The following is a 21,758-nucleotide window of genomic DNA, read 5'->3' as shown; positions in this document are numbered from 1 at the left end:
CCCATAAAGGACCCGAACGATGAACATCATTTCCCGACGCCTCATGCTCGCACTGGGCAGCGTGCTGCTCGCCACCGCAGGCAGCGCCCGCGCTGCCGACGACTTTCCATCGCATCCCGTGAAGATCCTGGTCGGCTACAGCGCCGGCGGCGCGGTCGACGCGATCGCCCGCACCGTCGGCCAGCAGATGGCGCAGACGCTCGGGCAGCCGGTCGTGATCGAGAACAAGCCGGGGGCGGCGACCAACATCGCCGTCAAGGCGATGATCGGCAGCACCCCGGATGGCTACACACTGATGCTCGCGGCCAACGCGCTGTCGGTGAACCCTTCGCTGTTCCAGCCCGCGCCCTACGACCTGGCGCGCGACATCACGCCGGTGGCCCAGGTGGGCCGCGTGCCGGTGGTGTTCGCGGTGCGCGCGGAGTCGCCCATCGCCAATCTGCAGGCCATGGTGGCCGCGGCCAAGAGCAAGCCCGGCGGCGTGACCGTGGCCACGCCGGGCAACGGTGCGACGCCGCACCTGGCGATGGAGCTGTTCCAGCGCACCGCCGGCGTGCAGCTGCGCCATGTTCCCTACAAGGGCGGCGCGCAGGCAATCACCGACGTGATCGGCGGCCATGTCGACGTGGTGGCCGTCAACGCGCTCGAGGTGCTGCCGCTGGTCAAGGGCGGCAAGTTGCGCGTGCTGGCGGTGATGAGCCCGGAGCGCACCCCGGTCCTCGAAGGCGTGCCCACCGTGGCCGAATCGGGCTACCCCGGCTTCGAGGCCAGCGTCTGGTACGGCTTCATCGCGCCGGCCGGCACGCCGCAGCCAGTCGTCGACAAGCTGCACGCCGCGGTCCAGAAGGCGCTGGCATCGCACGAGGTGCAGCAACAGCTGGCCAGCGCCGGCGGCATCGCGCTGCCCGGCCCCACTTCGCAGTTCGCCCAGCTTCTCGAAAGCGAAGCCGCGCGCTACGGCAAGTTGATCCGCGAAGCCAACATCCACGCGGACTGACCTGGCCGCTGCACACCAACAACAACTGGAGACCTCATGCCATTCGTTCCCACCCGCCGCCAGGCGCTCGCGGCCGCGGCGGCCGGCGCCTGCGCGCTGCTCGGCCCATCCCGCAGCGCGTGGGCCCAGGCGTACCCGGCGCGCCCGGTGCACATCGTCGCGCCCTTCACGCCCGGCGGGTCCAGCGATCTGCTGGCGCGCGCCATCGGCCAAGCCCTCTCGCAAGCCTGGGGCAGCCAGTCCGCGGTCGTCGAGAACGTGGCCGGCGCCGGCGGCTCGGTCGGGTCCGAGAAGGTGGCCCGCGCGCCGGCCGACGGCTACACGCTGCTGATGGGCCACACCGGCACGCTGGCGGTCAATCCGTCGCTCTACCCCAGGCTCGGCTACGACCCGGTCAAGAGCTTCGCGCCGGTCGCGCTGGTGGCGCGCGTGCCGAACGTGCTGGTGGTGCACCCGTCGGTGCCGGCTCGCAACCTGGCCGAACTGGTCGCGCTGGCCAAGGCCAGGCCCGATACGCTGGCCTACGGCTCCGGCGGCAACGGCAGCGCCGCGCACATCAGTACCGAGTACCTCAAGCTCAAGACCGGCGCGGCGCTCATGCACGTGCCCTATCGCGGCACGGCACCTTCGGTGACCGACCTGCTCGCCGGCCAGGTGCAGGTGCTGTTCACCGGCGCGCCGGCCCTGCTTTCGCACATCAAGGCCGGCAAGATGCGCGCGCTGGCGGTATCGAGCCTGCAACGCCTGCCGCAACTGCCCGACGTGCCCACCGTCTCCGAGAGCGGCGTTCCCGGCACCCAGGGCTTCGAGGCAGACCAGTGGTACGGCCTGGTGGCGCCGGCCGGCACGCCGCAGGCCATCGTGGCGCAACTCAATGCCCAGGTGAATGCCGCGCTCGGCACGCCCGAGGTCAAGTCCCGCCTGAGCGCCGAAGGCGCGCTGCCCGCACCGAAGACCCCGCAGGCGTTCGCCGAGCTGATCGCGCAGGAGATCGAGCGCTGGCGCCAGGTGGTGCAGGCCGCGCATGTCACCGTCGAATAAGCCAAGGAGTACGACACGATGATGTCCGCCGCTTTCGTCCGCCGTTTCCTGGCCGTCCTGGCGCTCGCCCTGGTGGCGCCGCTGGCCCTTGCGCAAGCATCCGCGCCGCAGCAGGCGACCCCCGCGCCCGCCGGCAAGACCGAGGTGCTGTGGCTCGGCCAGTCCGCCTTTCGCATTACCACGCCGGGTGGCAAGGTGATCGTCACCGACCCGTGGCTCAAGAAGAATCCCCTGACCCCTCCTAAGTACAAGAACCTCGAGGCACTCGGCAAGGTCGACGTCCTGCTGGTCACGCACGGGCATGCGGATCACTTCGCCGACGCGCCGGAACTCGCGCAGATGAACCAGGTGCCGATGTACGCGCCGGGTGACATGAACCAGGCCGTGGGCCTGCTGGGCATCCTGCCGGCCGCGCTGGTGCCGCGCTTCAACAAGAGCGGCACGGTGGAGCCGGTGCCAGGCATCAAGGTCACGGCCGTGCATGCCGAACATTCGTCGATCCTGGTATGGCACAACCCCGCCACCGACAAGGATGAGGCGCACTACGCGGGCGAGCCCGTGGGTTACATCATCGAACTGGAGAACGGCTTTCGCATCTACCACATGGGCGACACCGGGCTGTTCACGGACATGAAGTTCATCGCGCAGTACTACAAGCCCGACCTGGTGCTGATGCCGATCGGCGGGCATTTCACGATGGGCCCGAAGGATGCTGCCTACGCCGCCCGCGAATGGCTCAAGCCACGCTACGTGATTCCGATGCACTATGGCGCCAATCCGCTGGGCAAGGGCACGCCGGCGCAGTTCACCGAGGCGCTGGGCAAGACGCGCACGCGCGTGCTGGCGCTCAAGCCGGGCGAGTCGGCGACCTTCTGACGCAAGGACATGGCATGACGATCACACTGGGCATCATCGGCCACGGCGAAGTCGGCGGCATCTTCGGACGCGGCCTGCGGGGCCAGGACGGCGTGGCGGCCGTCCACGCATGGGACCTGCGCTTCGCAGACCCCGCGGCCGGCACGGCCGCGCGCGCCGCGGCCGAGGCGGACGGCCTCATCGCGACAGGCGGCATGCAGGCGCTATGCGCGGCCTGCGACCTCCTGATCTCGGCCGTCACCGCGTCCAGCACGCTGGCGGTGGCCGAGGAGGCGGCCCGCCACGTGCGCCCGGGCACGCGCTTTCTGGACCTGAACTCGGCTTCGCCCGGCACCAAGCAGCGCGCCGCCGCCGCGCTGGAGGCAGCCGGCGCCGACTACGTGGAAGCCGGCGTGATGACCTCGGTGCCGCCCTACGGCATTCGCGTGCCGATGCTGCTCGGGGGCGCCCATGCGGCTGCGCTGGCCGACACCCTGGCCGGATGGGGCATGGATGCCCGCGCCGTGAGCGACCGGCTCGGCGTCGCCTCGGCCATCAAGATGAGCCGCAGCATCATGATCAAGGGCCTGGAGGCGCTGGTGATCGAAAGCTATGCCACCGCGCGCCGCTACGGCGTCGAGGCGCATGTGCTGCCCACGCTGGCCGAGACCTTTCCGCAGATCGACTGGGAGCGCCAGGGCGCCTACTTCTTCAGCCGCGTGGTCCAGCACGGCAAGCGCCGCGCCGAGGAAATGCGCGAGGCCGCGCGCACGGTGCGCGAAGCCGGCTTCGAGCCGTTCATGGCCTCGGCCACGGCGGACAAGCAGGCCTGGATCGCCGCGCTGGCGGCCTCGGGCGTGTTCGCCGACCTGCCGCGCGACGCGCCCTGGCAGGCCTATGCCGACCGATTGCCAGGCCAGGCGGACGGACGCGACGCGGCGGACGAACCAGGCTGACCGGCCGGCCGGCGACGGCCGCCCGCTATTTCATTTCAACGAGCAGAAGCCCACCGTGACCTTGCACGGCTCGGTTGGCAGGTGGGTGTTGCACTGCTGCACGGCCGCCTGCCGGGCCGCCGTTTCGGTCGCGGCGGTCGCGATTCCCCATTCGCCGAAGTTGCCGACGGCCATGGCGCCGCAACTGTGGTCGAACGCGGTCCGCACCTCGCAGGTACCCCGCGCGCTGCCCGGGCGTGACTTGGCCACGGCCTGCTCGCACTGTTCCCGCGCGGCCGTCTCGGCGGCGCCGCGCGTCGAATGCGAGTAGGCATAGCCGAAGCCGTCGCGGGTGGCGGCAATGGCGCCCCAGGCCGGCGCGGTCGCGGCTGCCGCGGACGGCGGCGCCGCCACGGCAAGCAACGCCAGCGTGCAGGAAAGCAGGTGGGCAGCGAAGGTCATGGGCGCGTCGTTCATCATGATCGCATCGGACTGCGCCATGGCGCGTGGGTTCCCGTCGCGGCGCGAACGGCCCACAAATGCATCGCCCTCCGGATCGTCCGTCGCCATGTCGGCGCGGGATCGCGGAGGGCGGGATGACGGGCGGGAGTCAGTCGACGCGGTGGAAGCGCGACTCCGGCACGGTCTTGACGTCGCCCGGCAGCGTGCTGATGAAGCTGGCCAGCGCCTTGATCTCGGCGCTGTCGAACTGCTTGGCCTGGCCGCCCATCACGGCATTGGAGCGGCCCACGTAGCCGTGCCCGCCGCCGCCGACCTGGTAGGCACGCAGCGCCACCGCCAGGTAGTCGGCGTGCTGGCCGGCCAGCTTGGGGACGGTGCCGTCGTTGGGGGTGTTGAAGTTGGCACCGTGGCACTTGGTGCAGGAGTTGTCCTTGTCGCGCGAGACCAGGGCCTGCACCGACTCGGGCACCTGCGCCGTCGCCGGCACCGTCTGGCCTTCCTTCATGCCCAGCTGCGCGTAGTAGGCACCGAGGTCGGCCATGTCCTGCTCGCTGAGCGAATCGGCAATCGCGTGCATGGTCGGATGCTTGCGGTCGCCGGTCTTGTACGCGGTGAGTGCCGACACGATGTAGCTGGCGCTTTGTCCGGCGATCTTGGGGACCTTGTGGATCTCCGGGAAGCTCGCCTGGTAGCCGATGATGCCGTGGCACCCCACGCACATGGCGGTCTTCTTGGCACCGTTTTCAACGCTGCCCGACACCTGCTGGGCCTGGGCGGTCTGCGCGGTCGCAAAAGCGACAGCGAGGACAAACATCGTGGACAACAACTTGTTCATTTTGCGAGCACAATCTCGTGGAGATAACAGGTTTCCCGACAAACAGCGGGCGATTATATGGGGGGCATATCCCACGCCCCGTCGGGCTTTGCCCGGGGTCACGCCCCTTTTGCCCCACGTGTTGTTTTCCGCTCCACACATGTCCACGGACTGCCTTTCATGAAATTCAAGGGTACAGACAACTACGTCGCCACACAGGACCTCATGCTGGCCGTGAATGCGGCCATCACGCTCAAGCGGCCGCTGCTGGTCAAGGGCGAGCCCGGCACCGGCAAGACGATGCTGGCCGAGGAGGTCTCCTCCGCGCTCGGCCTGCCGCTGCTGCAATGGCACATCAAGTCCACCACCAAGGCGCAGCAGGGCCTGTACGAATACGACGCCGTGAATCGCCTGCGCGACTCGCAGCTGGGCGACGCGCGGGTCAAGGACATCCAGAACTACATCGTCAAGGGCGTGCTGTGGCAGGCCTTCATGGCCGACGAGCCGGTGGCGCTGCTGATCGACGAGATCGACAAGGCCGACATCGAATTTCCGAACGACCTGCTGCGCGAACTCGACCGCATGGAGTTCTACTGCTACGAGACGCACGAACTCATCCGCGCCAAGCATCGTCCGGTGGTGTTCATCACCTCGAACAACGAGAAGGAACTGCCCGACGCATTCCTGCGCCGCTGCTTCTTCCACTACATCAAGTTCCCTGACGCCGAGACGATGAAGAGCATCGTCGACGTGCACTTCCCCGACCTCAAGAAGGAGCTGCTCGCGGCGGCGATGAAGACCTTCTACGACGTGCGCAACCTGCCTGGCCTCAAGAAGAAGCCCTCCACCTCCGAGTTGCTCGACTGGCTCAAGCTGCTGGTGGCCGAGGACATCCCGCTCGAGGCCCTGCAGAGCAAGGACGACAAGGTTGCCGTGCCGCCGCTGGTGGGCGCGCTGCTCAAGAACGAACAGGACGTGACGCTGTTCGAGAAGCTCGTCTTCATGCAGCGTCACAACCGCTGACGCCAGCGCGATGCCCGGACCGTCCGCCGACCCCACGCCCTCGACCGGCCGCCTGCTGGTGCAGGGGCTGTCGCAGGCGCTTGGCTTCTTCCTGGGCGCCCTGCTCGGCCGCTACGCCGGCCTGCTGTTCGGCTTCGACGCGTTCGAGCCCGGCACCGGCTATACCGGCCCGGCGATGGCGGGCATTGCGCTGATCGGCCTGGGCGGTGGCGGGGGCGTGCAGGCGGCACGCCTGTGGTATGCCCGCCGCTACGGCGCGCCCCGTCCCTGATCCCGAGGCAGGAGCAAGAACAGAGATGAGCAAGACATTCGTCGAACCGGTGCAGTTGGCCGACCGCGGCGTGCGACTGGTACCGCTGTCGCTGGAACACGAGGCAGGCCTGCGCGAAGCCGCGGCCGACGGCGAGCTGTGGAACCTGCGCGTGACCTCGGTCCCCGAGCCGCAGGAGACGCGCGCCTACATCGAACAGGCGCTGGCAATGCGCGAGGCAGGCAGCCGCTTCGCCTTCGCCGTGACCGACGAGGCCTCCGGCGCCGTCCTGGGCAGCACGAGCTTCCACGACATCCTGCCGGCCGTGAAGCGCGTGGAGATCGGCTACACCTGGTACGCCAGGCGCGCGCAGCGCACGCACGTCAACACCACCTGCAAGCTGCTCATGCTCGCGCATGCCTTCGACGCGCTGGGCTGCCACGTGGTCGGCTGGCGCACCGACAACTTCAACTTCGCATCGCAGGCTGCCATCGAGCGCCTGGGTGCGAAGAAGGACGGCGTGATCCGCGGCCATGCACTGCGCCGCGACGGCACCATCCGAGACACCGTCATGTACAGCCTGCGCGCCGGAGAATGGCCGGAGGTCAAGGCGCAATTGCTGTATCTGCTGGACAAGCCGCGCCCGGCTGCCAGGAGCTGACGGCGCAACGCCCGCCCGGGAGCTGACCCATGCTGATCGATTTCTTCTATTCCCTGCGCGCGGCCAAGCTGCCGGTGTCGGTCAAGGAATACCTCACGCTGCTCGAGGCCCTGCAGGCCGACGTGGTGGGCCCGAACTCCGAGGACGCGCACAGCCTCGACGACTTCTATTTCCTCTCGCGCACCGCGCTGGTCAAGGACGAGAAGCACTACGACAAGTTCGATCGCGCCTTCGCCGCCTACTTCAAGGGCATCGAGCAGATCGCCGACTTCACCAAGGAAGTGCCGCTCGACTGGCTGCGCAAGACCCTCGAGCGCGAGTTCTCGCCCGAGGAAAGGGCCAAGATCGAGAAGATGGGCTGGGACGAGCTCATGGAGACGCTCAAGAAGCGCTTCGAGGAGCAGAAGGAGCGGCACGAGGGCGGCAACAAGTGGATCGGCACCGGCGGGACCTCGCCGTTCGGCCACGGCGGCTACAACCCGCAGGGCATCCGCATCGGCGGCGCGGGCAAGAACAAGAGTGCCGTGAAGGTGTGGGAGCAGCGCGCCTACAAGGACTACGACGACACGCAGGAACTGGGCACGCGCAACATCAAGGTGGCCCTGCGCCGGCTGCGCCGCTTCGCACGCGAGGGCCACGAGGACGAGCTCGACCTGGACGGCACCATCCGCTCGACCGCGGCCAACGCCGGATGGCTCGACATCCGCATGCGGCCGGAGCGGCACAACAACGTCAAGGTGCTGCTGCTCATGGACGTGGGCGGCACCATGGACGAGCACGTGCACCGCGTCGAAGAGCTGTTCTCGGCGGTAAAGACCGAGTTCAAGCACCTGGAGTTCTACTACTTCCACAACTGCGTCTACGACTTCATGTGGAAGAACAACCGCCGGCGCTTCTCGGAAAAGTTCCCCACCTGGGACATCATCCGCAAGTACAACAAGGACTACAAGCTGGTCTTCGTCGGCGACGCGACCATGAGCCCGTACGAGATCCTCCAGCCCGGCGGCAGCGTGGAATACAACAACGAGGAACCCGGTGCCGAGTGGCTGCAACGCCTCACGCATGCCTTTCCGAAGTTCGCATGGATCAACCCGGAGCCGCAAGGCGTGTGGCAGTACCGCCAGAGCATCTCGGTCATCCAGCAGCTGATGTCGCACCGAATGTTTCCGCTGACGCTGAACGGCCTGGAAGGTGCGATGCGCCTGCTGACCCGTTAGGAATTGCCGCAAAACGTAAGGCACCCAGGGGTTTCCCGCGAGCTCTGCCGAAGCCGATGCCAGAATGCACCGATGCCTCGGGTTTTCGCCAGCGCGCCGGTCGCAAGGCCGGCGTTTTTCGTTTGTCTGCTCTTCTGCGTCGCGCTCCTGTCCGGCTGCGGCCTGCTCACGCCCAAGGCTGAGAGCGGCAGCGCTGCAAGCGGCGAAGCCGCGCCCGTCGCCAGCGGCGGCGGCAGGCGGACCGACGGCCGCGACGCCTTCACGCTCGAAGTCAAGTCGCCCAACGCGGACGTCAGCAAGTTCCTCGAGCGCAACCTCGACCTGCAACGCTATCGCCAGCTCAGCGAACTGGAGGCGACCGAAGTCTCGCGCCTGATGGTGGCGGCCGAGGCCAATGCGCGCGAGCTGCTGGGCACGCTCGGCTACTTCGGGCCGACACTCACCCTCGAACTCAAGGACACGCCCGACGACCCCAAGGCGCCGCGGCGCATCCTCATCGACGTCGACCCCGGCCCGCTGACCAAGGTCGACCGCGTGACCATCGATTTCCAGGGGCCGGTCGCGCAGGACCCGAAGGACAAGGCGCAGCGCGACGCCGTTCGCAACACCTGGCGGCTGCCGCCGGGACAGACCTTCACCCAGAGCAACTGGGACGGCGCCAAGAACGCCGGGCTGCGCCGCCTGGCCGCCAAGCGCTACCCGACCGCGAAGCTGGCCAAAAGCCAGGCCGACATCGATGCCGACAACGCCAAGGCCCGCCTGCAGGCGAGCTACGACTCCGGCCCGGCCTACCGCTTCGGCGCATTGAAGATCAACGGCGCCGACCGCTACGACAGCGACGCGGCGCGCCGCATCGCGCGGTTGCCGACCGGCGAGGACTACGACGAGCAGAAGCTGCTCGACGCGCAACTTCGCCTGGCCAGCAGCGGCTACTACGATTCGGTCTTCCTCACGATGGACACCGCCGAAGGCGTCGACCCCGACGCCGCGCCCGTCACGGCGCAGGTGCGCGAAGCACCGCTGCAGAAGGTGGTGCTCGGGCTGGGCTTCACTTCCGACAGCGGGCCACGCGTATCGGTGGACCACATCCACAACAAGATGCCGCTGCTCGGCTGGCGCGCGGTCTCGAAGTTCTCGTTCGACAAGAACACGCAGCTGGTCAACACCGAATGGAATGCCCTGCCCGACGACACCGGCTGGCGCTGGTTCGACCTGGCCGAACTCAAGCGCGACAAGAACGCCGGCACCTACACCGTCGACAGCGCCCGCGTGCGCAGCGGCCGCGCCAAGACCAGCGACCACATCGACCGCAGCCTGTTCCTGCAATACGACTATTCGGTCAGCAAGGGCGTCGAGCCGCCGCCTTCGGCCAGCGCGGTCAGCTTCAACTGGGGCTGGACCGGCCGCTACTTCGACAACGCCACCTTTCCCAGCCGTGGCAACGGGCTGGCGGTGGAGCTGGGCGCCGGCTATACGCTGCTGGGCGAGCGCCTGCCTTTCGTGCGCGCCTATGGCCGCTGGCTGGGCGTGTTCCCGATCGGCTCGGCCGAGGGCGATGCGCGTGCCGCGCGGCGACCACGCCTGGCGCTGCGCGCAGAGGGCGGCGCCGTCACGGCCAAGGACGAGGCGCAGATCCCGCAGACGCAGCTGTTCCTCACCGGCGGCGACACCACCGTGCGCGGCTACAGCTACCGGCAGATCGGCGTCGAGACGGACAACGGCCAGATCCAGGCCGGGCGCTATCTCGCGGTGGCCAGCATCGAATGGCAGCAGCCCATCGTGCACGACGACAAGCTCACCGACTTCGAGGGCGTGGCTTTCATCGATGCGGGTGGCGTCGCCGATCGGCCCGGCAACATCGAACCCAAGGTCGGCGCCGGCTTCGGCGTGCGCTGGCGCAGCCCGGTGGGCCCGGTGCAGGCCGACCTGGCCTACGGCGTCGACGTGAAGGACGTGCGGTTGCATCTGCGATTCGGCTTCACCTTCTGATGGACCTCACGCACGCATGACGGACGACCTCACGCCCGCCGACGGACCCACGCCGGACGATCGTCCGCCCGCACCTTCCCCACGCGTCCGGCGCACCCGCGGCTGGCTGCGCGGCGCGGTCTGGAGCTTCATGGCCCTGCTGCTGCTGGTGGCCGTGCTGGCCGGGGGCGCGTGGATCTGGATGGGCAGCGGCCAGTCGCTGGCCCAGACTTTGGCGCAAGCGGCGCGTCACATGCCCGAGGGCATGACGCTCGAATCCGAGGGCGTGAGCGGATCGCTGCGCAAGGGCGGCCACATCGGGCGGCTGCGCTGGCAAAGCCGGACGCTGTCGGTTGAGGTGCGCGACGCCACGCTCGGCTGGAGCCTTCCCGCACTGCTGCAGCGCAAGGTGCAGGTCGGCGAGGTCAGCATCGCACAGGTGGATATCGCGCCGATCGGCCCCCGCCCTGTGGACGACACGCCGGTCGAGCCGCTGCAGCAACTGGCACTGCCGATCGACATCGAACTGCCCTTCAAGGTCGACCTGCTGCGGTGGGCCGGTCCGCCCGAGCTGGTGGCCACCGGCCTGGCGGGCAGCTACCGCTATCAGGGGGGCGAACACCGGCTGAAGGTCGACGGCGTCGATCTTGCCGACGGCCACTACGTCGCCGACGTGAAGCTCCAGGGCGCCGCCCCGATGGCGCTGGACGCGCATATCGACGCCCGCGTGCGCGCCCCGATGGGCGACGAGCGCAGCCTGGACGTGCTGGCGGCGGCCACCGCCAAGGGCACGCTGGCTGGCGCGCAGGCCCGACTGGACGTGCAGGCGAACGTGGCGCCGGTCGAGCAGGCGCCGGACCAGCCCATGCGTGCCGATGCCCGCGCGCAGGTCGCGCCCTGGCAGAAGCAGCCGCTGGTCGAGGCCGACATCGTCCTCGCCCACTTCGACCTGGCGCGCCTGCTGCCGCAAGCACCTGTCACCGACCTCAGCGGGGAGGTGCACCTGGGTCCGGATGCAGCCGCCGGGCCGCAAGGCTGGCAAGGCAGCGTCGATCTGCGCAACGGGCAGCCCGGCCCCTGGGACAAGGCCCGCCTGCCGCTCGACCAGTTGCAGGCACAGGTGCGCTACGACGGCCAGCAGTGGCTGCTGCCGCAGGTCGTCCTGCGTCGCGGCAAGGGCCGCATCGACGCCAGCGGCAACTGGCGTCCGGGCACCGACCCCTGGGAGGCAAACCTGTCGGTCGATCAGCTGGCCCCGGGCGATCTGCACACGCAGCTGGCCGGCGCGCCCATCGACGGCAACGTGAAGGTGCAGCAGGCAAGCGGTGGACGCATCGACTTCTCCGCCGACCTGCGGGCCAAGGGCGGCGCGGGTGCCAAGGCGCGCAAGGACGACCTCATGGCCGGCCTGCAGCTGCGCCGGCTGGTAGCGCAAGGCCTGTGGCAGGACGAAGTGCTCACGCTCGGCCAACTGCGCGCAGAAGCCGCCGGCGTGCTGCTCGAGGGAAAGGGCCGCGCGACGCCGAAGGCGCAGTCCGGCGACGGGCAGCTCACGCTTCGGCTGCCCGGCCTGCAGGCGGATGTCAAGGCGGACATGGCACCCACCAAGGGCCAGGGCGAGCTCAAGGCGCAGCTGGACGACACCGCCGCACTGCAGCGCTGGATCGAGTCGCTGCCGGGTCTGTCCAAGGCCTTCGGCGGCCTGGCGCTGCAAGGCAACGCCAGGCTCGACGCAAGCTGGACCGGCGGCTGGCAGACGCTCCAGCAGCGCCTGTCGGCACCCGACAAGCCGGCCGAGCCGCGCGGCGCCGAGCCCACGCTGCGCGCGCACCTCGAAGTGCCGCGCCTGGGCACGCGCGGCAGCGCGCCACCAGCGGCCGACGCCTGGGAAGTACGCGACCTGCGCGCCGACCTGTCGGGCAGCCTGGCGGACGCAAAGCTTTCGCTGACGGGCGACGCCAATGCCGGCCCCCGGCGGCTGTCCCTGTCGCTGCAAGGCGGCGGCGGGGTGCGCGGCGCCGGCCAGTGGCAGGCGAGCCTGGCGACGCTCCAGGCCAGGCTGCAGCCCGATTCGCGCCTCAAGGACCGGCCATGGATCGTGCAGTTGCAGCAGTCACTGTCCGCCACAGTGCGCAGCCAGAAGGATTCGCTGCAGGTGGACGTCGAGGGCAGCCGCGCCCAGGTCACCGGTCCGCTGCCCGGCAGCGTCCGGCTGAGCTGGGAGGCCACCCGCCTCGCGAGCAAGGGCCCGACCGGACGCCGTGCGTTGCGCATCCAGTCGACCGGGCAGTTGCGCGGCCTGCCGCTGGGGTGGGCACGGGCATTGGGCTCGGGTTCGCTGCAGGAGCTCGGCGTCGGCGGCGACGTGGTGTTCGACGGCAACTGGGACATCGACGCCGGCGATCGCCTGCGCGCCAAGGTGCAGGTCTCGCGCGCGAGCGGCGACATCCGGGTCCAGGCCGGCGAGGCGGCCATGGTCCGACGCGTTCACAGCACCGGAACCGGCACGCCGTCCGAGATCGAGACCGACGTGGCGAACAGCGGCCCGGGCGACACCGGCAGCATCCCCGCCGGCCTGCGCAAGGCGCAGCTGGACATCGAGGCCGAAGGCGAGCAGTTGCGCGCCAGCCTGGTCTGGGACAGCGAACGTGCCGGGGTGATCAAGGCCGAGGCGTCGACCCGGCTCGCACGCGGCGCGGACGGCTGGGCCTGGCCGGCCGACGCGCCCCTGGCTGGCCAGGTGGACGCCAGCATGCCCAAGCTGGGCGTGTGGTCCATCCTGGCGCCGCCCGGGTGGCGCGTGGGGGGGACGCTCGAGGCCGCCATGACGCTGTCGGGCCGCCGCGACGATCCGCGCTGGACCGGCACGCTGTCCGGCGACGACCTGTCCTTGCGCGCGGCGGTGGAAGGGCTCGACCTGCGCGGCGGCAAGCTGCGCGCCAGGCTCGAGGGTCAACGCCTGGTCCTGGAAGAATTCAGCCTGCGCGGCGGCCCCGGAAGCACGGTGCGCATCCCCGGGCGCAGCGGCAACCTGAGCACCGGGCGCGAGCAGGAAGCAGCGGACGGCGGCAGCCTGCGCCTGTCGGGCAGCGCCGGCTGGGGCGCCGCGGCCGGCGGCGGCAGCAGCAGCGGCATCACCATGGACATGCGCGGGGAGATCCAGCACCTGCGCGTCCTGGTGCGCGCGGACCGGCAGGTCACCCTGTCCGGAGACATGCAGGCGGGGCTGGCGCAAGGCAAGCTCACGCTGCGCAGCAAGCTCACCACCGACCGCGGCGTCATCATCCTGCCCGCCTCCACCGCGCCCCAGCTGGGGGGCGACGTCAAGATCCATTCGGCCGCGCGCGACAAGGCCGCCGCCGAGGCCGCAGCCCGCGAAGCCGACCGCGACGAACGCAAGGAGAAGGCCGCGATCCGGCAGGCGCAGACCGCCAAGGCACCGGACATCCTGATCGTCCTCGACCTGGGCAAGGACTTCGCGGTGCAGGGCCACGGCATTACCACGCGGCTGGAGGGCGAACTGAACATCCGCGCAGACAGCCTGGCGGGCCTGCCCAGCGTGACCGGCGAAGTCCGGACGGTGGCCGGCATCTACCGGGCCTATGGCCAGCAACTGGACGTCGAGACCGGCCTTGCACGCTTCAATGGGCGGGCGGACAACCCGCAGCTGGACATCGTGGCGCTGCGGCCCAACATCGACCAGCGCGCCGGCGTGCGCGTGACCGGCACCGCCAGTTCGCCGCGTGTGAACCTCTATTCCGAGCCGCCGTTGCCGGACGCCGAGACGCTCTCATGGATCATGCTCGGCCGCGCCTCCGCCTCCAACGGCGGCGAAGCGGTCCTGATGCAGCAGGCCGCGCTCGCGTTGCTCGGCACGCTGGGCGCCGGCGGCGCCGGCAGCGGCGGCATCGCGCAGAACCTCGGCCTCGACGAGATCGGCTTCAAGGGGCCGGGCGAGAACGGCGAAGTGGCCGAATCCTCCGTCACGCTGGGCAAGCGGCTGAGCAAGGACTTCTACGTCACCTACGAGCGCAGCCTGGCCAGCACGATGGGCACGCTGTATCTCTTCTACGACCTGACCCAGCGCCTGACGCTGCGCGGCGAGGCCGGCCAGCAATACGGCGCCGACCTGATCTACACGATCAAGTACGACTGAACGGCGTGCCGCGCACGGCGGCACACCTGCGGTGATGCGGCCGTGCCGCCTACGTACGGCGCCGATGCGCGCCGACCCTTGCCCCGGAGCGGCTGCCTAGCATGACCTCTGCCCCGACAGACGCGCCGGGGCGCCACGCAATCGCCGCGAAGGGTCAACATGCTCGGTATCGCCATTCCTGCCCACAACGAAGAACGAAGCATCGGCCATGCCGTGGCGGCCGCCCGGCAGGCGGCCCGGCACGCCGGACTCGCCGGCGAGTCGTTCGAGATCATCGTGGCGCTCGACGCCTGCCGCGACGCCACGGGCGCCGAGGCCGTGGCGGCCGGCGCGCGGACGATCGAACTGTCGGCGCGCAACGTCGGGCACGCACGCGCTGCCGCCGCCCGCGAACTGCTCGGCCTGGGCGCACGCTGGCTGGCCTTCACGGATGCCGATTCGCGCGCCGATCCCGACTGGCTGGTTCACCAGTTGGCGCAGGACGCGCACGCCGTCTGCGGATGCGTCTCGGTGGACGACTGGTCGGCGCATGGCGCGCACGCAGCGAAGGTGAAGGCGCATTTCCTGTCCACCTATCGCGCACGCGAGGGGCATGGCCACATCCATGGCGCCAACCTCGGCGTCTCGGCCCATGCGTATGCCCGCGCGGGCGGTTTCAAGCCCCTGGCGTGCAGCGAGGACGTGGCCCTGGTGCAGGCACTGCAGAGCAGCGGTACGCGCGTGGCGTGGAGCGCCCGTCCGCGCGTTTTCACCAGCGCCCGCCGGCACGGCCGCGTCACCGGCGGATTCGCCGATGCGCTGCGCGAAGGCCCGGCCGCGGCGGCGGAGCGCGATGCCGGCGCGCATGCCAGAGGCGCGTGATGGAGGCGCCCTGGCTCGGCCTGCTGCAATGGCCGGCCTTCGTCGCTTCGCTGGCCGCCGCGTGGCTCGTGGGCGCGAAGACCCGCCCACGGCGCAATGTCGGCTTCTGGATCTTCCTGCTCAGCAACGTGCTGTGGATCGGCTGGGGCCTGCACACCGGCGCCTGGGCATTGATCGCCCTGCAGATCGGCCTGGCACTGCTCAACGTGCGCGGCCTGCGCAACACCGAGACCTGAGGCCGATCGCATGAACCCCCAGGCCCGCGTCATTTCCTACAGCAGCGCATGCGGCACGCTGACGGCCGCCGCCGCAGCAGGCACTTACTCTGATCCGGCCATGCGCACGCTCGACAACTTTCCGGACATACCGCCCCCACCCGCCGATTCGCTCGGGTGGCGGCGCGCGTTCGATGCGCTGGCAGCAAGGCACGGCACGGCGCTGACGCTTGCCGGCCTGGTCGAGGCGGGGCTCGACCGCCTTCCGCTGCCGGGGAGTGGCAACACCTTGCTGCGCTGGCAATGCCTGGCAGAAGTCGCGGCATTGGACCTGTCCCTGGTCAAGCTGTTCGAAGGCCACACCGATGCGCTGGCGATCCAGGCGGAACTGGGCGCCCGGCCGGTGCCGCCGGGCAGCCGCTGGGGCACCTGGTGCGCCGAACCGCCCCAGGCGCGCCTGCGGTTCGAGCGCTCGGACGGCGATGCGCTGCGCCTGCACGGCGTCAAGGCCTGGTGCTCGGGCGCCGCCGTCGTGACGCACGCGGTCGTCAGCGGCTGGAATGCCGCCGGCGAGCCGTGCCTGGCCACCGTGGCGCTCGACGCGCCGGGCGTACGCATCAGCGGCGATGGCTGGCAGGCCGTAGGCATGGCAGCCACCGCCAGCGTCGACGTGCATTTCGACGGCGCGCCGGCGCGCAGCCTTGGCGCCCCGGGCGACTACGTGGCCCGGCCGGGGTTCTGGCACGGCGGTGCCGGCATTGCCGCGTGCTGGTGGGGCGGCGCCGCCGGCCTGGCGCGCCTGGCGTATGCGAATGCGGGGGCCCAGCCCGACGGGCACCGCTGCGCCCACCTGGGCGCGATCGACGTCGCATTGAGCGCCGGCGCCGCCCTCCTGCGCGAGGCCGCCGCCTGGATCGACGCGCATCCGCGGGACGATGCGCACGTACTCGCCTTGCGGGCGCGCCTGGCGGTCGAGCATGCGGCCGAGACCGTCGTGCGCCATGCCGGACGTGCGCTTGGCGCGGCCCCCTTGTGCCGGGACGCGCGGTTCGCCCGCGCCATGGCCGACCTGCCGGTGTTCCTGCGCCAAAGCCATGCCGAACGCGACTTGGCCGCCCTGGGCGGCCGCGTCCTGCAAGACAAGGAGTTGTCCGCATGCCGACTGTGAAACGCCCCATGGACGTCGGCGGCCGGATGATCCGGGCCGAAGGCGGCACGCCCGAATCGCAGTGGCTGGATTCGCATCTGCTGCAGGGCGCGGCCGCGTGCACCGCCGAATCGTTGGTTCCCCCCGAGTGCCGTGCCGTGATCGTCGCCCCGCACCCGGATGACGAAGTGCTGGCGTGCGGCGGCCTGATCGCCGAACTGGCCCGCCTCGGGCGCCCCATGTGCGTGGTGGCTGTCACCGACGGCACCGCCAGCCATCCGGGCTCGACGCTGTGGCCGCGGACGCGCCTGGAGCGCGAACGGCCCCTGGAGTCGGCCCACGCCCTGGCACTGCTCACCGACCAGGCGGAAACAGATGCGCCGGCGCAAGACCCCGCCGCTCGCGGCACGCCGCTGGTGTCCATCGTGCGCCTGGGGGAGCCGGACGGCGCTCTGGCGCATTGCCACGACCGCCTGGCCGAACGCCTGCGGGAACTGCTCGATCCGCAGGACGTGGTGTTCACCACCTGGCGCCTGGACGGCCACCCCGACCACGAAGCCACCGGCCACGCCTGCGCCTGGGCCACCGCGCGCAACGGCGCGCGCCTGTTCGAGACGCCGGTGTGGGGCTGGCATTGGGCTCAGCCGGGCGATGCCCGGATCCCGTGGCAGCGCGCGCACCGGCTTCCGCTGCCGGTGTCCACGCTGAGTCGAAAGCGCGCGGCGTTGCGCGCCTTTCGCAGCCAGCTGACGCCCGACCCGTCGACCGGCAGGGGCCCTACCCTGACGCATGCGGCGCTGGCCCGCGTGGCCCGCCCGTTCGAGATCTTCTTCGGCTGAGGCCGCCATGCCGAACCCGCCCGGGCGACCCGAAGACGCACCGATGCAGGCCTACTTCGAAGGCCTGTATGGTGCGAACGACGACCCTTACGGCCTGGACGACCGCTGGTACGAACAACGCAAGCGGGCTCTGCTGCTGGCTTCGCTGCCGCGGCCGCGCTATCGCAATGCTTACGAACCGGGTTGCGGCGCCGGCGCGCTGACAGCCGAACTGGCGCCACGCTGCCAGGCGCTGCTGGCGGCCGACTTCAGCGCGCGGGCTGTGGAAGTGACGCGCACTCGTACCGCGTCACTGCCCGGGGTCCGCGTCGAGCGGCACCGCCTGCCGGACGACTGGCCCGGCGCGTCCGGTCCGTTCGACCTGATCGTGCTGAGCGAACTGGGGTATTTCCTGGATGCCGATGCGATGGCGGTGCTTGCGCAGCGTTGTGCAGGGTCGCTGGCCGCGGACGGTACGCTGCTGGCCTGCGACTGGCGAATCGATTTTCCTCAGCGGCGCCTTGCCACGCAGAGCGTTCACGCGTTGCTGGAGAACCTTGGCCTGCACCGGCTGGCGCGGCACGAGGAAGACGACTTTCTCTTGCAGGTGTGGAGCGCCGACGCCCGGTCGGTCGCCCAGCGCGAGGCCATTCGCTAGCGGAGGCGCTGGCCCGGCGGACCTAGAAGGTGGCCGTCATGCCGGTGTAGCCGGTCTGGCCGTCGCCTTCGCGCTCCGGCTCGGCCGGTGCGGGGCCGGTCGAGAACCGGAAGGCGCAGGCGAGGACCGCGAACAGCGCCAGCAGAACCCAGGCGCCGAGGAAGTAGACCAGTCCGATCGACAGGAGACCGGAGAGGAGGAGCAGGACCGCCTTGAGCATGCGCCGAGTGTGCGCTGAGTCGGCCGTTTTGGCGCAGTGAAGAAATCCACACTTACCCTGTATATCGCGGCATTTGTCGGCCGGCGGCGCCGTTAGCGGCCGAAGCACGGAACTCCGGCCGGCGCTCGCTCAGCCCAGCGTGCCGTTCACGCCTTCGATCAGCCAATCCATCTTCTCGAGGACCGGGTCGTAGTTGTCATAGCCCTTGTCCAGCACCACCTTGCCGGCGTTGCTCTTGACCGGGCCGGTCCAGATCGGCTTGCCGGCCTTGAGTTCGGCGATGGCGGCCTCGGCGGCGTTGCGCGCCTTGTCGGTCGCGCCGGCGCCGAACGCCGTGCTCGCCACCATGTCCTTGTCGTAGCCGCCGAAGAACTGGTTGGGCAGCTTCTTGCCGGCGGCGAGGTCGGCGGCGAAGGCCTTGTAGACCGTCTCCCACTTGTTCTCGGCACCGGTGATGAAGCCCTTGGGCGCCAGCCGGGCCTGCGAGGCGTTGTGCCCGCACGTCTTCACGCCGGCCTTTTCCGCCGTCTCGATCACCACCTTGGGGCTGTCCACGTGGCAGGCGATGACATCGTTGCCGGCGCTGATCAACGCGTTGGTGGCTTCGGCCTCGCGCACCGGCATCGACCATTCGCCGGTGATGACGAGTTGCACCTGGGCTGTCGGGTTCACCCGGCGCACGCCGAGCGCGAACGAATTGATGTTGCGCAGCACGATCGCGATCGGCTTGGCCGCCACGTAGCCGATCTTGCCGTTCTTGCTCGACAGGCCGGCGGCGATGCCGTTGATGTAGTGGGCCTGGTCCAGATAGCAGAAATAGCCGCCCAGGTTCATCGGGTGCTTGTCGGGCGACCACAGCGACGTCGGATGGCGGAACTCGACCTTCGGGTATTTCCTGGCCATGTCGACCATGAAAGGATCGAAGTAGCCGAAGGAGGTGCCGAACACGAGCGAGGCCCCGTCGCTGCGGATCATGCCTTCCATGGTCTTGCGCACCGCCACGGTCTCAGGAACGTTCTCTTCCTCGACCACCTTGACGCCCGGCACGGCCCGCAGCGCCTGGGCGGCGACCGCGTGGGCCTGGTTCCAGCCGAAGTCGTCGCGCGGACCCACGTAGATCAGGCCGACGGTCAGGTCGGTGCTGGCCCGCGCCGCGGTGGCGCCCAGCAGGGCCGGCGCCGCCAGGCTGCCGCCCACGGCGGAGGCGAGCGTCGTGCCGAGGAAGCGGCGGCGATTCCAGGAGGAGTTGCGTGTCATGGGACTACCTTTTTGCGAGTCGTGGTGAGGAAAGGAGAAGGAACGGAAAAAAATGCGTGGCACCGGCGCGGCGCCCGTCAGCGGCGCGATCGCGTGCGTTCGCGGGGCGCCGCCCCGGAGACGGCTGCGCCGGCGTAGCGGGCCAGGATGCCGCCCAGGTCCTCGCCCAGCGGCTTCTTCTCGGGCATCAGCGCCCGCTCCTGCACGCTGGACAGGTGCGTGGCCATGAGTCGACGGGCGGTGCTTTCGTCGCGGCGACGGAACGCCTCGATCAGGGCCTTGTGCTCGTCGATGCCGCACTGCGAGTGATGCACGTTGCCGTAGATGGCCAGGATCAGCGAGCAGCGGGACACCAGTTCCGACAGGTACCGCTCGATCACCGGGTTGCCGGCCAGCGCCGCCAGCCGGATGTGGAACTCGCCGGCCAGCCGCGCGCATACCGGTGGCAGCTGCGTTCTGGCGGCCTGTTCTTCCGTGCGCACATGCCCCTCGAGAACAGCCCCCATGGCAGGCGTCCAGCGCTCGATGACGCGGCGCACCACCTCCTGTTCGAGGCAGGCCCGCGCCTCGAACACGCTTTGAGCCTCGGCACGCGAGGGCTGCGCCACGGTCGCGGTGCGCTTGCGCCCCGCCTCCACCAAGCCTTCGGCGGCCAGCCGCGCCAGCGCTTCGCGCACCAGCGTGCGGCTGACGCCCAGGTGCGTGGCCAGCACGTCCTCGGGCAGCCGGGTGCCGGGCGTGAGCGCCTGCTCGATGACGGCGTGCTTCAGGGCAAGGTAGGCCAGTTCGGCCTTGCTCGGTTCAATAGTGGCAGCGGCGGGGGATGTCATGAAGCGTCTGTACACAGCGCAGGTATTCCTGCAGTCGACGTCGTGTATGCGAAAAACGCGCCAGGGCCCGTGCCGCCGCGAGCCCCATCGCACGCACCGTATTGGCTACGGACGTCCCGGAATCCCGACCTGTGCGCGCCACGGCGCCCCGTCGACGTGCAGCCGCCGCACCATTCCAGGTACTCCAGCAAGGCGCCATTCAGTGCCGAAGTGGCAGGCATCTTGCATACCTGATTGCACCATCACGTACACCGGAACCCCCGAAGCGCACCCATGCCCGACACGAAACTCCAATTGCGCCTGAACCAGCAGCAACACGAACTCCTGGCCCGCTGCATCGCCGCCGGCGATGCGTCCGACCTGCAGGGGCTCGCCCGCAGAGCCCTGCGCGAATTGAAGGAAGGCGTGCCCTCGGCCCTGCCGCCGGCACCGGCGAGACCCGCTCCGAGCGGCCTGTCGACCGCGCGCGAACTGCTCTGGTCGCACATCATCGAACCGGGCACCGGCAAGGCGGTCGAACTCAAGCAGGGTCAGGTGCTGCGCATCGAACAGGTCGAGGGCGGCCAATGCGCCGACTTCAACTGCTTCAACCTGCACGACTACAAGGAGTTCATGCACGTCGGCCGCACGCGCACGCTGCACGGCTTCAACCCTGGCCCGGGCGACTTCCTGTGGTCGGCGCCGCCGCGCGAGCGCGCCATGATGTACCTGCTGGCCGACACGGTACGCTGCAACGACGTCATGTTCCCGCGCTGCAGCGCCAACCTGTACGAGTCGGCCTATGGGTTCGCACGGCACACCAACTGCCACGACATCCAGTCCGAGGCGCAGCGCGAGTACGGCCTGACGCCCGACGACGTGCACGACTCGTTCAACCTGTTCATGAACACGGTGATCGAGGGCACGCGCGGCCGCATCGAGCGGCAGACCTCCAGGGCCGGCGACCATGTCGAACTGCTGGCGCTGATGGACGTGCTTGCGGTGCCCAACGTCTGCGGCGCCGACGTCATGCGAACGAGCAATTTCGCGCTCAAGCCCTTGAAGATCGAGATTTACCAGGCGTCCGAGCGCGATCTGGCCGAAGTGCCCGCCGTTCCGGAATGGGCCACGCAGCGCACGCCCGCGCAGTTCCGCCAGCCGCAGATCAAGGTCGATCGGGCACTGCGGCGCGACCCCGGCTACCGCGCCGAGTTCGTCAACGTGCCGATCGTGGAGCGGGCGCACGACGTGCTGCTCGACGGGGCCGAATGCGAAGTTCTGTCGTCTTTCGGCCTGCAGCAGTATTACGGCCAGGACCAGGCCCGCCAACTGCGCGACGTGATCTTCAGCTGGTGGGAGAAGCGCTACCTGGGCTGAGCTGGCGCCCGGGACGC

General features: G+C 69.8%; 21 protein-coding genes. 16 read left to right on the top strand and 5 right to left on the bottom strand.

Annotation, left to right across the window (positions count from 1 at the left end):
* Positions 1-19: 19 nt before the first annotated feature.
* From VES41_RS08440 to VES41_RS08425, 4 genes are read left to right on the top strand one after another with little or no spacing between them, the layout of a single operon-like run.
* Positions 20-997 carry a tripartite tricarboxylate transporter substrate binding protein gene (locus VES41_RS08440; RefSeq protein ID WP_324815468.1) on the top strand — a complete coding sequence of 326 codons (978 nt, stop codon included), beginning with the start codon at positions 20-22 and terminating at the stop codon, positions 995-997.
* A gap of 36 nt (positions 998-1,033) precedes the next feature.
* Positions 1,034-2,038, top strand: coding sequence for a tripartite tricarboxylate transporter substrate binding protein (locus VES41_RS08435; protein ID WP_324815465.1), 1,005 nt, complete (start codon positions 1,034-1,036; stop codon positions 2,036-2,038).
* Positions 2,039-2,056: 18 nt separating this feature from the next.
* On the top strand, positions 2,057-2,914 hold the full coding sequence (locus VES41_RS08430; protein ID WP_324815463.1) for a metal-dependent hydrolase: 858 nt from the start codon (positions 2,057-2,059) through the stop codon (positions 2,912-2,914).
* A gap of 14 nt (positions 2,915-2,928) precedes the next feature.
* On the top strand, positions 2,929-3,849 hold the full coding sequence (locus VES41_RS08425) for a DUF1932 domain-containing protein (RefSeq protein WP_324815460.1): 921 nt from the start codon (positions 2,929-2,931) through the stop codon (positions 3,847-3,849).
* 30 nt (positions 3,850-3,879) lie between these two features.
* Here the strand turns inward: VES41_RS08425 and VES41_RS08420 are convergent, their stop codons facing one another.
* Together VES41_RS08420 and VES41_RS08415 are read right to left on the bottom strand one after the other, a co-directional pair.
* Positions 3,880-4,329: a DUF4189 domain-containing protein gene (locus VES41_RS08420; RefSeq protein WP_324815457.1), complete on the bottom strand. Its 450-nt coding sequence runs from the start codon at positions 4,327-4,329 to the stop codon at positions 3,880-3,882.
* Positions 4,330-4,438: 109 nt separating this feature from the next.
* Positions 4,439-5,125, bottom strand: a complete 687-nt coding sequence (locus tag VES41_RS08415) for a c-type cytochrome (RefSeq protein WP_324815454.1) — start codon at positions 5,123-5,125, stop codon at positions 4,439-4,441.
* 159 nt (positions 5,126-5,284) lie between these two features.
* Here VES41_RS08415 and VES41_RS08410 point away from each other — a divergent pair, with 159 nt between their 5' ends.
* The 11 genes from VES41_RS08410 (at position 5,285) to VES41_RS08360 (ending at position 18,078) form a co-directional block, all read left to right on the top strand.
* A complete protein-coding gene (locus VES41_RS08410; protein ID WP_324815452.1) occupies positions 5,285-6,127 on the top strand; it encodes a MoxR family ATPase in 843 nt (280 codons plus the stop codon).
* Between the two features lie 10 nt (positions 6,128-6,137).
* Positions 6,138-6,398 carry a hypothetical protein gene (locus VES41_RS08405; RefSeq protein WP_324815450.1) on the top strand — a complete coding sequence of 87 codons (261 nt, stop codon included), beginning with the start codon at positions 6,138-6,140 and terminating at the stop codon, positions 6,396-6,398.
* Positions 6,399-6,423: 25 nt separating this feature from the next.
* Positions 6,424-7,038, top strand: a complete 615-nt coding sequence (locus tag VES41_RS08400) for a GNAT family protein (RefSeq protein WP_324815448.1) — start codon at positions 6,424-6,426, stop codon at positions 7,036-7,038.
* Positions 7,039-7,067: 29 nt separating this feature from the next.
* The gene (locus tag VES41_RS08395; RefSeq protein ID WP_324815446.1) at positions 7,068-8,255 is read left to right on the top strand and encodes a vWA domain-containing protein; all 1,188 of its coding nucleotides are present in this window, start codon (positions 7,068-7,070) and stop codon (positions 8,253-8,255) included.
* A 72-nt stretch (positions 8,256-8,327) separates the two neighbouring features.
* Positions 8,328-10,244, top strand: coding sequence for an autotransporter assembly complex protein TamA (locus tag VES41_RS08390; RefSeq protein ID WP_324815444.1), 1,917 nt, complete (start codon positions 8,328-8,330; stop codon positions 10,242-10,244).
* Between the two features lie 16 nt (positions 10,245-10,260).
* Positions 10,261-14,379: a translocation/assembly module TamB domain-containing protein gene (locus tag VES41_RS08385; protein WP_324815440.1), complete on the top strand. Its 4,119-nt coding sequence runs from the start codon at positions 10,261-10,263 to the stop codon at positions 14,377-14,379.
* A gap of 159 nt (positions 14,380-14,538) precedes the next feature.
* Positions 14,539-15,240 carry a glycosyltransferase gene (locus tag VES41_RS08380; RefSeq protein WP_324815437.1) on the top strand — a complete coding sequence of 234 codons (702 nt, stop codon included), beginning with the start codon at positions 14,539-14,541 and terminating at the stop codon, positions 15,238-15,240.
* On the top strand, positions 15,240-15,476 hold the full coding sequence (locus VES41_RS08375; RefSeq protein WP_324815434.1) for a hypothetical protein: 237 nt from the start codon (positions 15,240-15,242) through the stop codon (positions 15,474-15,476). Before VES41_RS08380 ends, VES41_RS08375 begins: the two co-directional genes overlap by 1 nt.
* Positions 15,477-15,486: 10 nt before the next feature.
* Positions 15,487-16,623: an acyl-CoA dehydrogenase gene (locus VES41_RS08370; protein WP_324815431.1), complete on the top strand. Its 1,137-nt coding sequence runs from the start codon at positions 15,487-15,489 to the stop codon at positions 16,621-16,623.
* Entirely contained in the window at positions 16,611-17,441 is an 831-nt protein-coding gene (locus VES41_RS08365) for a PIG-L deacetylase family protein (RefSeq protein ID WP_324815429.1), read from the top strand. The genes VES41_RS08370 and VES41_RS08365 overlap by 13 nt, the downstream gene beginning before the upstream one ends.
* Before the next feature lie 43 nt (positions 17,442-17,484).
* Entirely contained in the window at positions 17,485-18,078 is a 594-nt protein-coding gene (locus VES41_RS08360; protein WP_324815427.1) for an SAM-dependent methyltransferase, read from the top strand.
* Between the two features lie 22 nt (positions 18,079-18,100).
* Here the strand turns inward: VES41_RS08360 and VES41_RS08355 are convergent, their stop codons facing one another.
* From VES41_RS08355 to VES41_RS08345, 3 genes are all read right to left on the bottom strand, one after another.
* The gene (locus VES41_RS08355; protein ID WP_324815425.1) at positions 18,101-18,298 is read right to left on the bottom strand and encodes a hypothetical protein; all 198 of its coding nucleotides are present in this window, start codon (positions 18,296-18,298) and stop codon (positions 18,101-18,103) included.
* Between the two features lie 129 nt (positions 18,299-18,427).
* Positions 18,428-19,555: a BMP family ABC transporter substrate-binding protein gene (locus tag VES41_RS08350; RefSeq protein ID WP_324815422.1), complete on the bottom strand. Its 1,128-nt coding sequence runs from the start codon at positions 19,553-19,555 to the stop codon at positions 18,428-18,430.
* Between the two features lie 77 nt (positions 19,556-19,632).
* Positions 19,633-20,385, bottom strand: coding sequence for a GntR family transcriptional regulator (locus tag VES41_RS08345; RefSeq protein WP_324815419.1), 753 nt, complete (start codon positions 20,383-20,385; stop codon positions 19,633-19,635).
* A gap of 273 nt (positions 20,386-20,658) precedes the next feature.
* On the opposite strand from VES41_RS08345, the gene VES41_RS08340 reads away from it, so the two are divergent.
* Positions 20,659-21,741: an urea carboxylase-associated family protein gene (locus tag VES41_RS08340; RefSeq protein ID WP_324815416.1), complete on the top strand. Its 1,083-nt coding sequence runs from the start codon at positions 20,659-20,661 to the stop codon at positions 21,739-21,741.
* The last annotated feature ends 17 nt before the right edge of the window (positions 21,742-21,758 follow it).

Origin of the sequence: Variovorax sp., from assembly GCF_035634955.1 — a bacterium.
GTDB lineage: Bacteria > Pseudomonadota > Gammaproteobacteria > Burkholderiales > Burkholderiaceae_C > Variovorax.
The sequence above is the reverse complement of the archived record's forward strand: the minus strand, read 5'-3'. Positions and strand labels throughout refer to the sequence as shown.

What these genes read in the sequence shown, in the direction of transcription:
- VES41_RS08440 (WP_324815468.1), top strand. Translation starts at nt 20, where the DNA reads ATGAACATCATTTCCCGACGCCTCATGCTCGCACTGGGCAGCGTGCTG.
- VES41_RS08435 (WP_324815465.1), top strand. Translation starts at nt 1,034, where the DNA reads ATGCCATTCGTTCCCACCCGCCGCCAGGCGCTCGCGGCCGCGGCGGCC.
- VES41_RS08430 (WP_324815463.1), top strand. Translation starts at nt 2,057, where the DNA reads ATGATGTCCGCCGCTTTCGTCCGCCGTTTCCTGGCCGTCCTGGCGCTC.
- VES41_RS08425 (WP_324815460.1), top strand. Translation starts at nt 2,929, where the DNA reads ATGACGATCACACTGGGCATCATCGGCCACGGCGAAGTCGGCGGCATC.
- VES41_RS08420 (WP_324815457.1), bottom strand. Translation starts at nt 4,329, where the DNA reads ATGGCGCAGTCCGATGCGATCATGATGAACGACGCGCCCATGACCTTC.
- VES41_RS08415 (WP_324815454.1), bottom strand. Translation starts at nt 5,125, where the DNA reads ATGAACAAGTTGTTGTCCACGATGTTTGTCCTCGCTGTCGCTTTTGCG.
- VES41_RS08410 (WP_324815452.1), top strand. Translation starts at nt 5,285, where the DNA reads ATGAAATTCAAGGGTACAGACAACTACGTCGCCACACAGGACCTCATG.
- VES41_RS08405 (WP_324815450.1), top strand. Translation starts at nt 6,138, where the DNA reads ATGCCCGGACCGTCCGCCGACCCCACGCCCTCGACCGGCCGCCTGCTG.
- VES41_RS08400 (WP_324815448.1), top strand. Translation starts at nt 6,424, where the DNA reads ATGAGCAAGACATTCGTCGAACCGGTGCAGTTGGCCGACCGCGGCGTG.
- VES41_RS08395 (WP_324815446.1), top strand. Translation starts at nt 7,068, where the DNA reads ATGCTGATCGATTTCTTCTATTCCCTGCGCGCGGCCAAGCTGCCGGTG.
- VES41_RS08390 (WP_324815444.1), top strand. Translation starts at nt 8,328, where the DNA reads ATGCCTCGGGTTTTCGCCAGCGCGCCGGTCGCAAGGCCGGCGTTTTTC.
- VES41_RS08385 (WP_324815440.1), top strand. Translation starts at nt 10,261, where the DNA reads ATGACGGACGACCTCACGCCCGCCGACGGACCCACGCCGGACGATCGT.
- VES41_RS08380 (WP_324815437.1), top strand. Translation starts at nt 14,539, where the DNA reads ATGCTCGGTATCGCCATTCCTGCCCACAACGAAGAACGAAGCATCGGC.
- VES41_RS08375 (WP_324815434.1), top strand. Translation starts at nt 15,240, where the DNA reads ATGGAGGCGCCCTGGCTCGGCCTGCTGCAATGGCCGGCCTTCGTCGCT.
- VES41_RS08370 (WP_324815431.1), top strand. Translation starts at nt 15,487, where the DNA reads ATGAACCCCCAGGCCCGCGTCATTTCCTACAGCAGCGCATGCGGCACG.
- VES41_RS08365 (WP_324815429.1), top strand. Translation starts at nt 16,611, where the DNA reads ATGCCGACTGTGAAACGCCCCATGGACGTCGGCGGCCGGATGATCCGG.
- VES41_RS08360 (WP_324815427.1), top strand. Translation starts at nt 17,485, where the DNA reads ATGCAGGCCTACTTCGAAGGCCTGTATGGTGCGAACGACGACCCTTAC.
- VES41_RS08355 (WP_324815425.1), bottom strand. Translation starts at nt 18,298, where the DNA reads ATGCTCAAGGCGGTCCTGCTCCTCCTCTCCGGTCTCCTGTCGATCGGA.
- VES41_RS08350 (WP_324815422.1), bottom strand. Translation starts at nt 19,555, where the DNA reads ATGACACGCAACTCCTCCTGGAATCGCCGCCGCTTCCTCGGCACGACG.
- VES41_RS08345 (WP_324815419.1), bottom strand. Translation starts at nt 20,385, where the DNA reads ATGACATCCCCCGCCGCTGCCACTATTGAACCGAGCAAGGCCGAACTG.
- VES41_RS08340 (WP_324815416.1), top strand. Translation starts at nt 20,659, where the DNA reads ATGCCCGACACGAAACTCCAATTGCGCCTGAACCAGCAGCAACACGAA.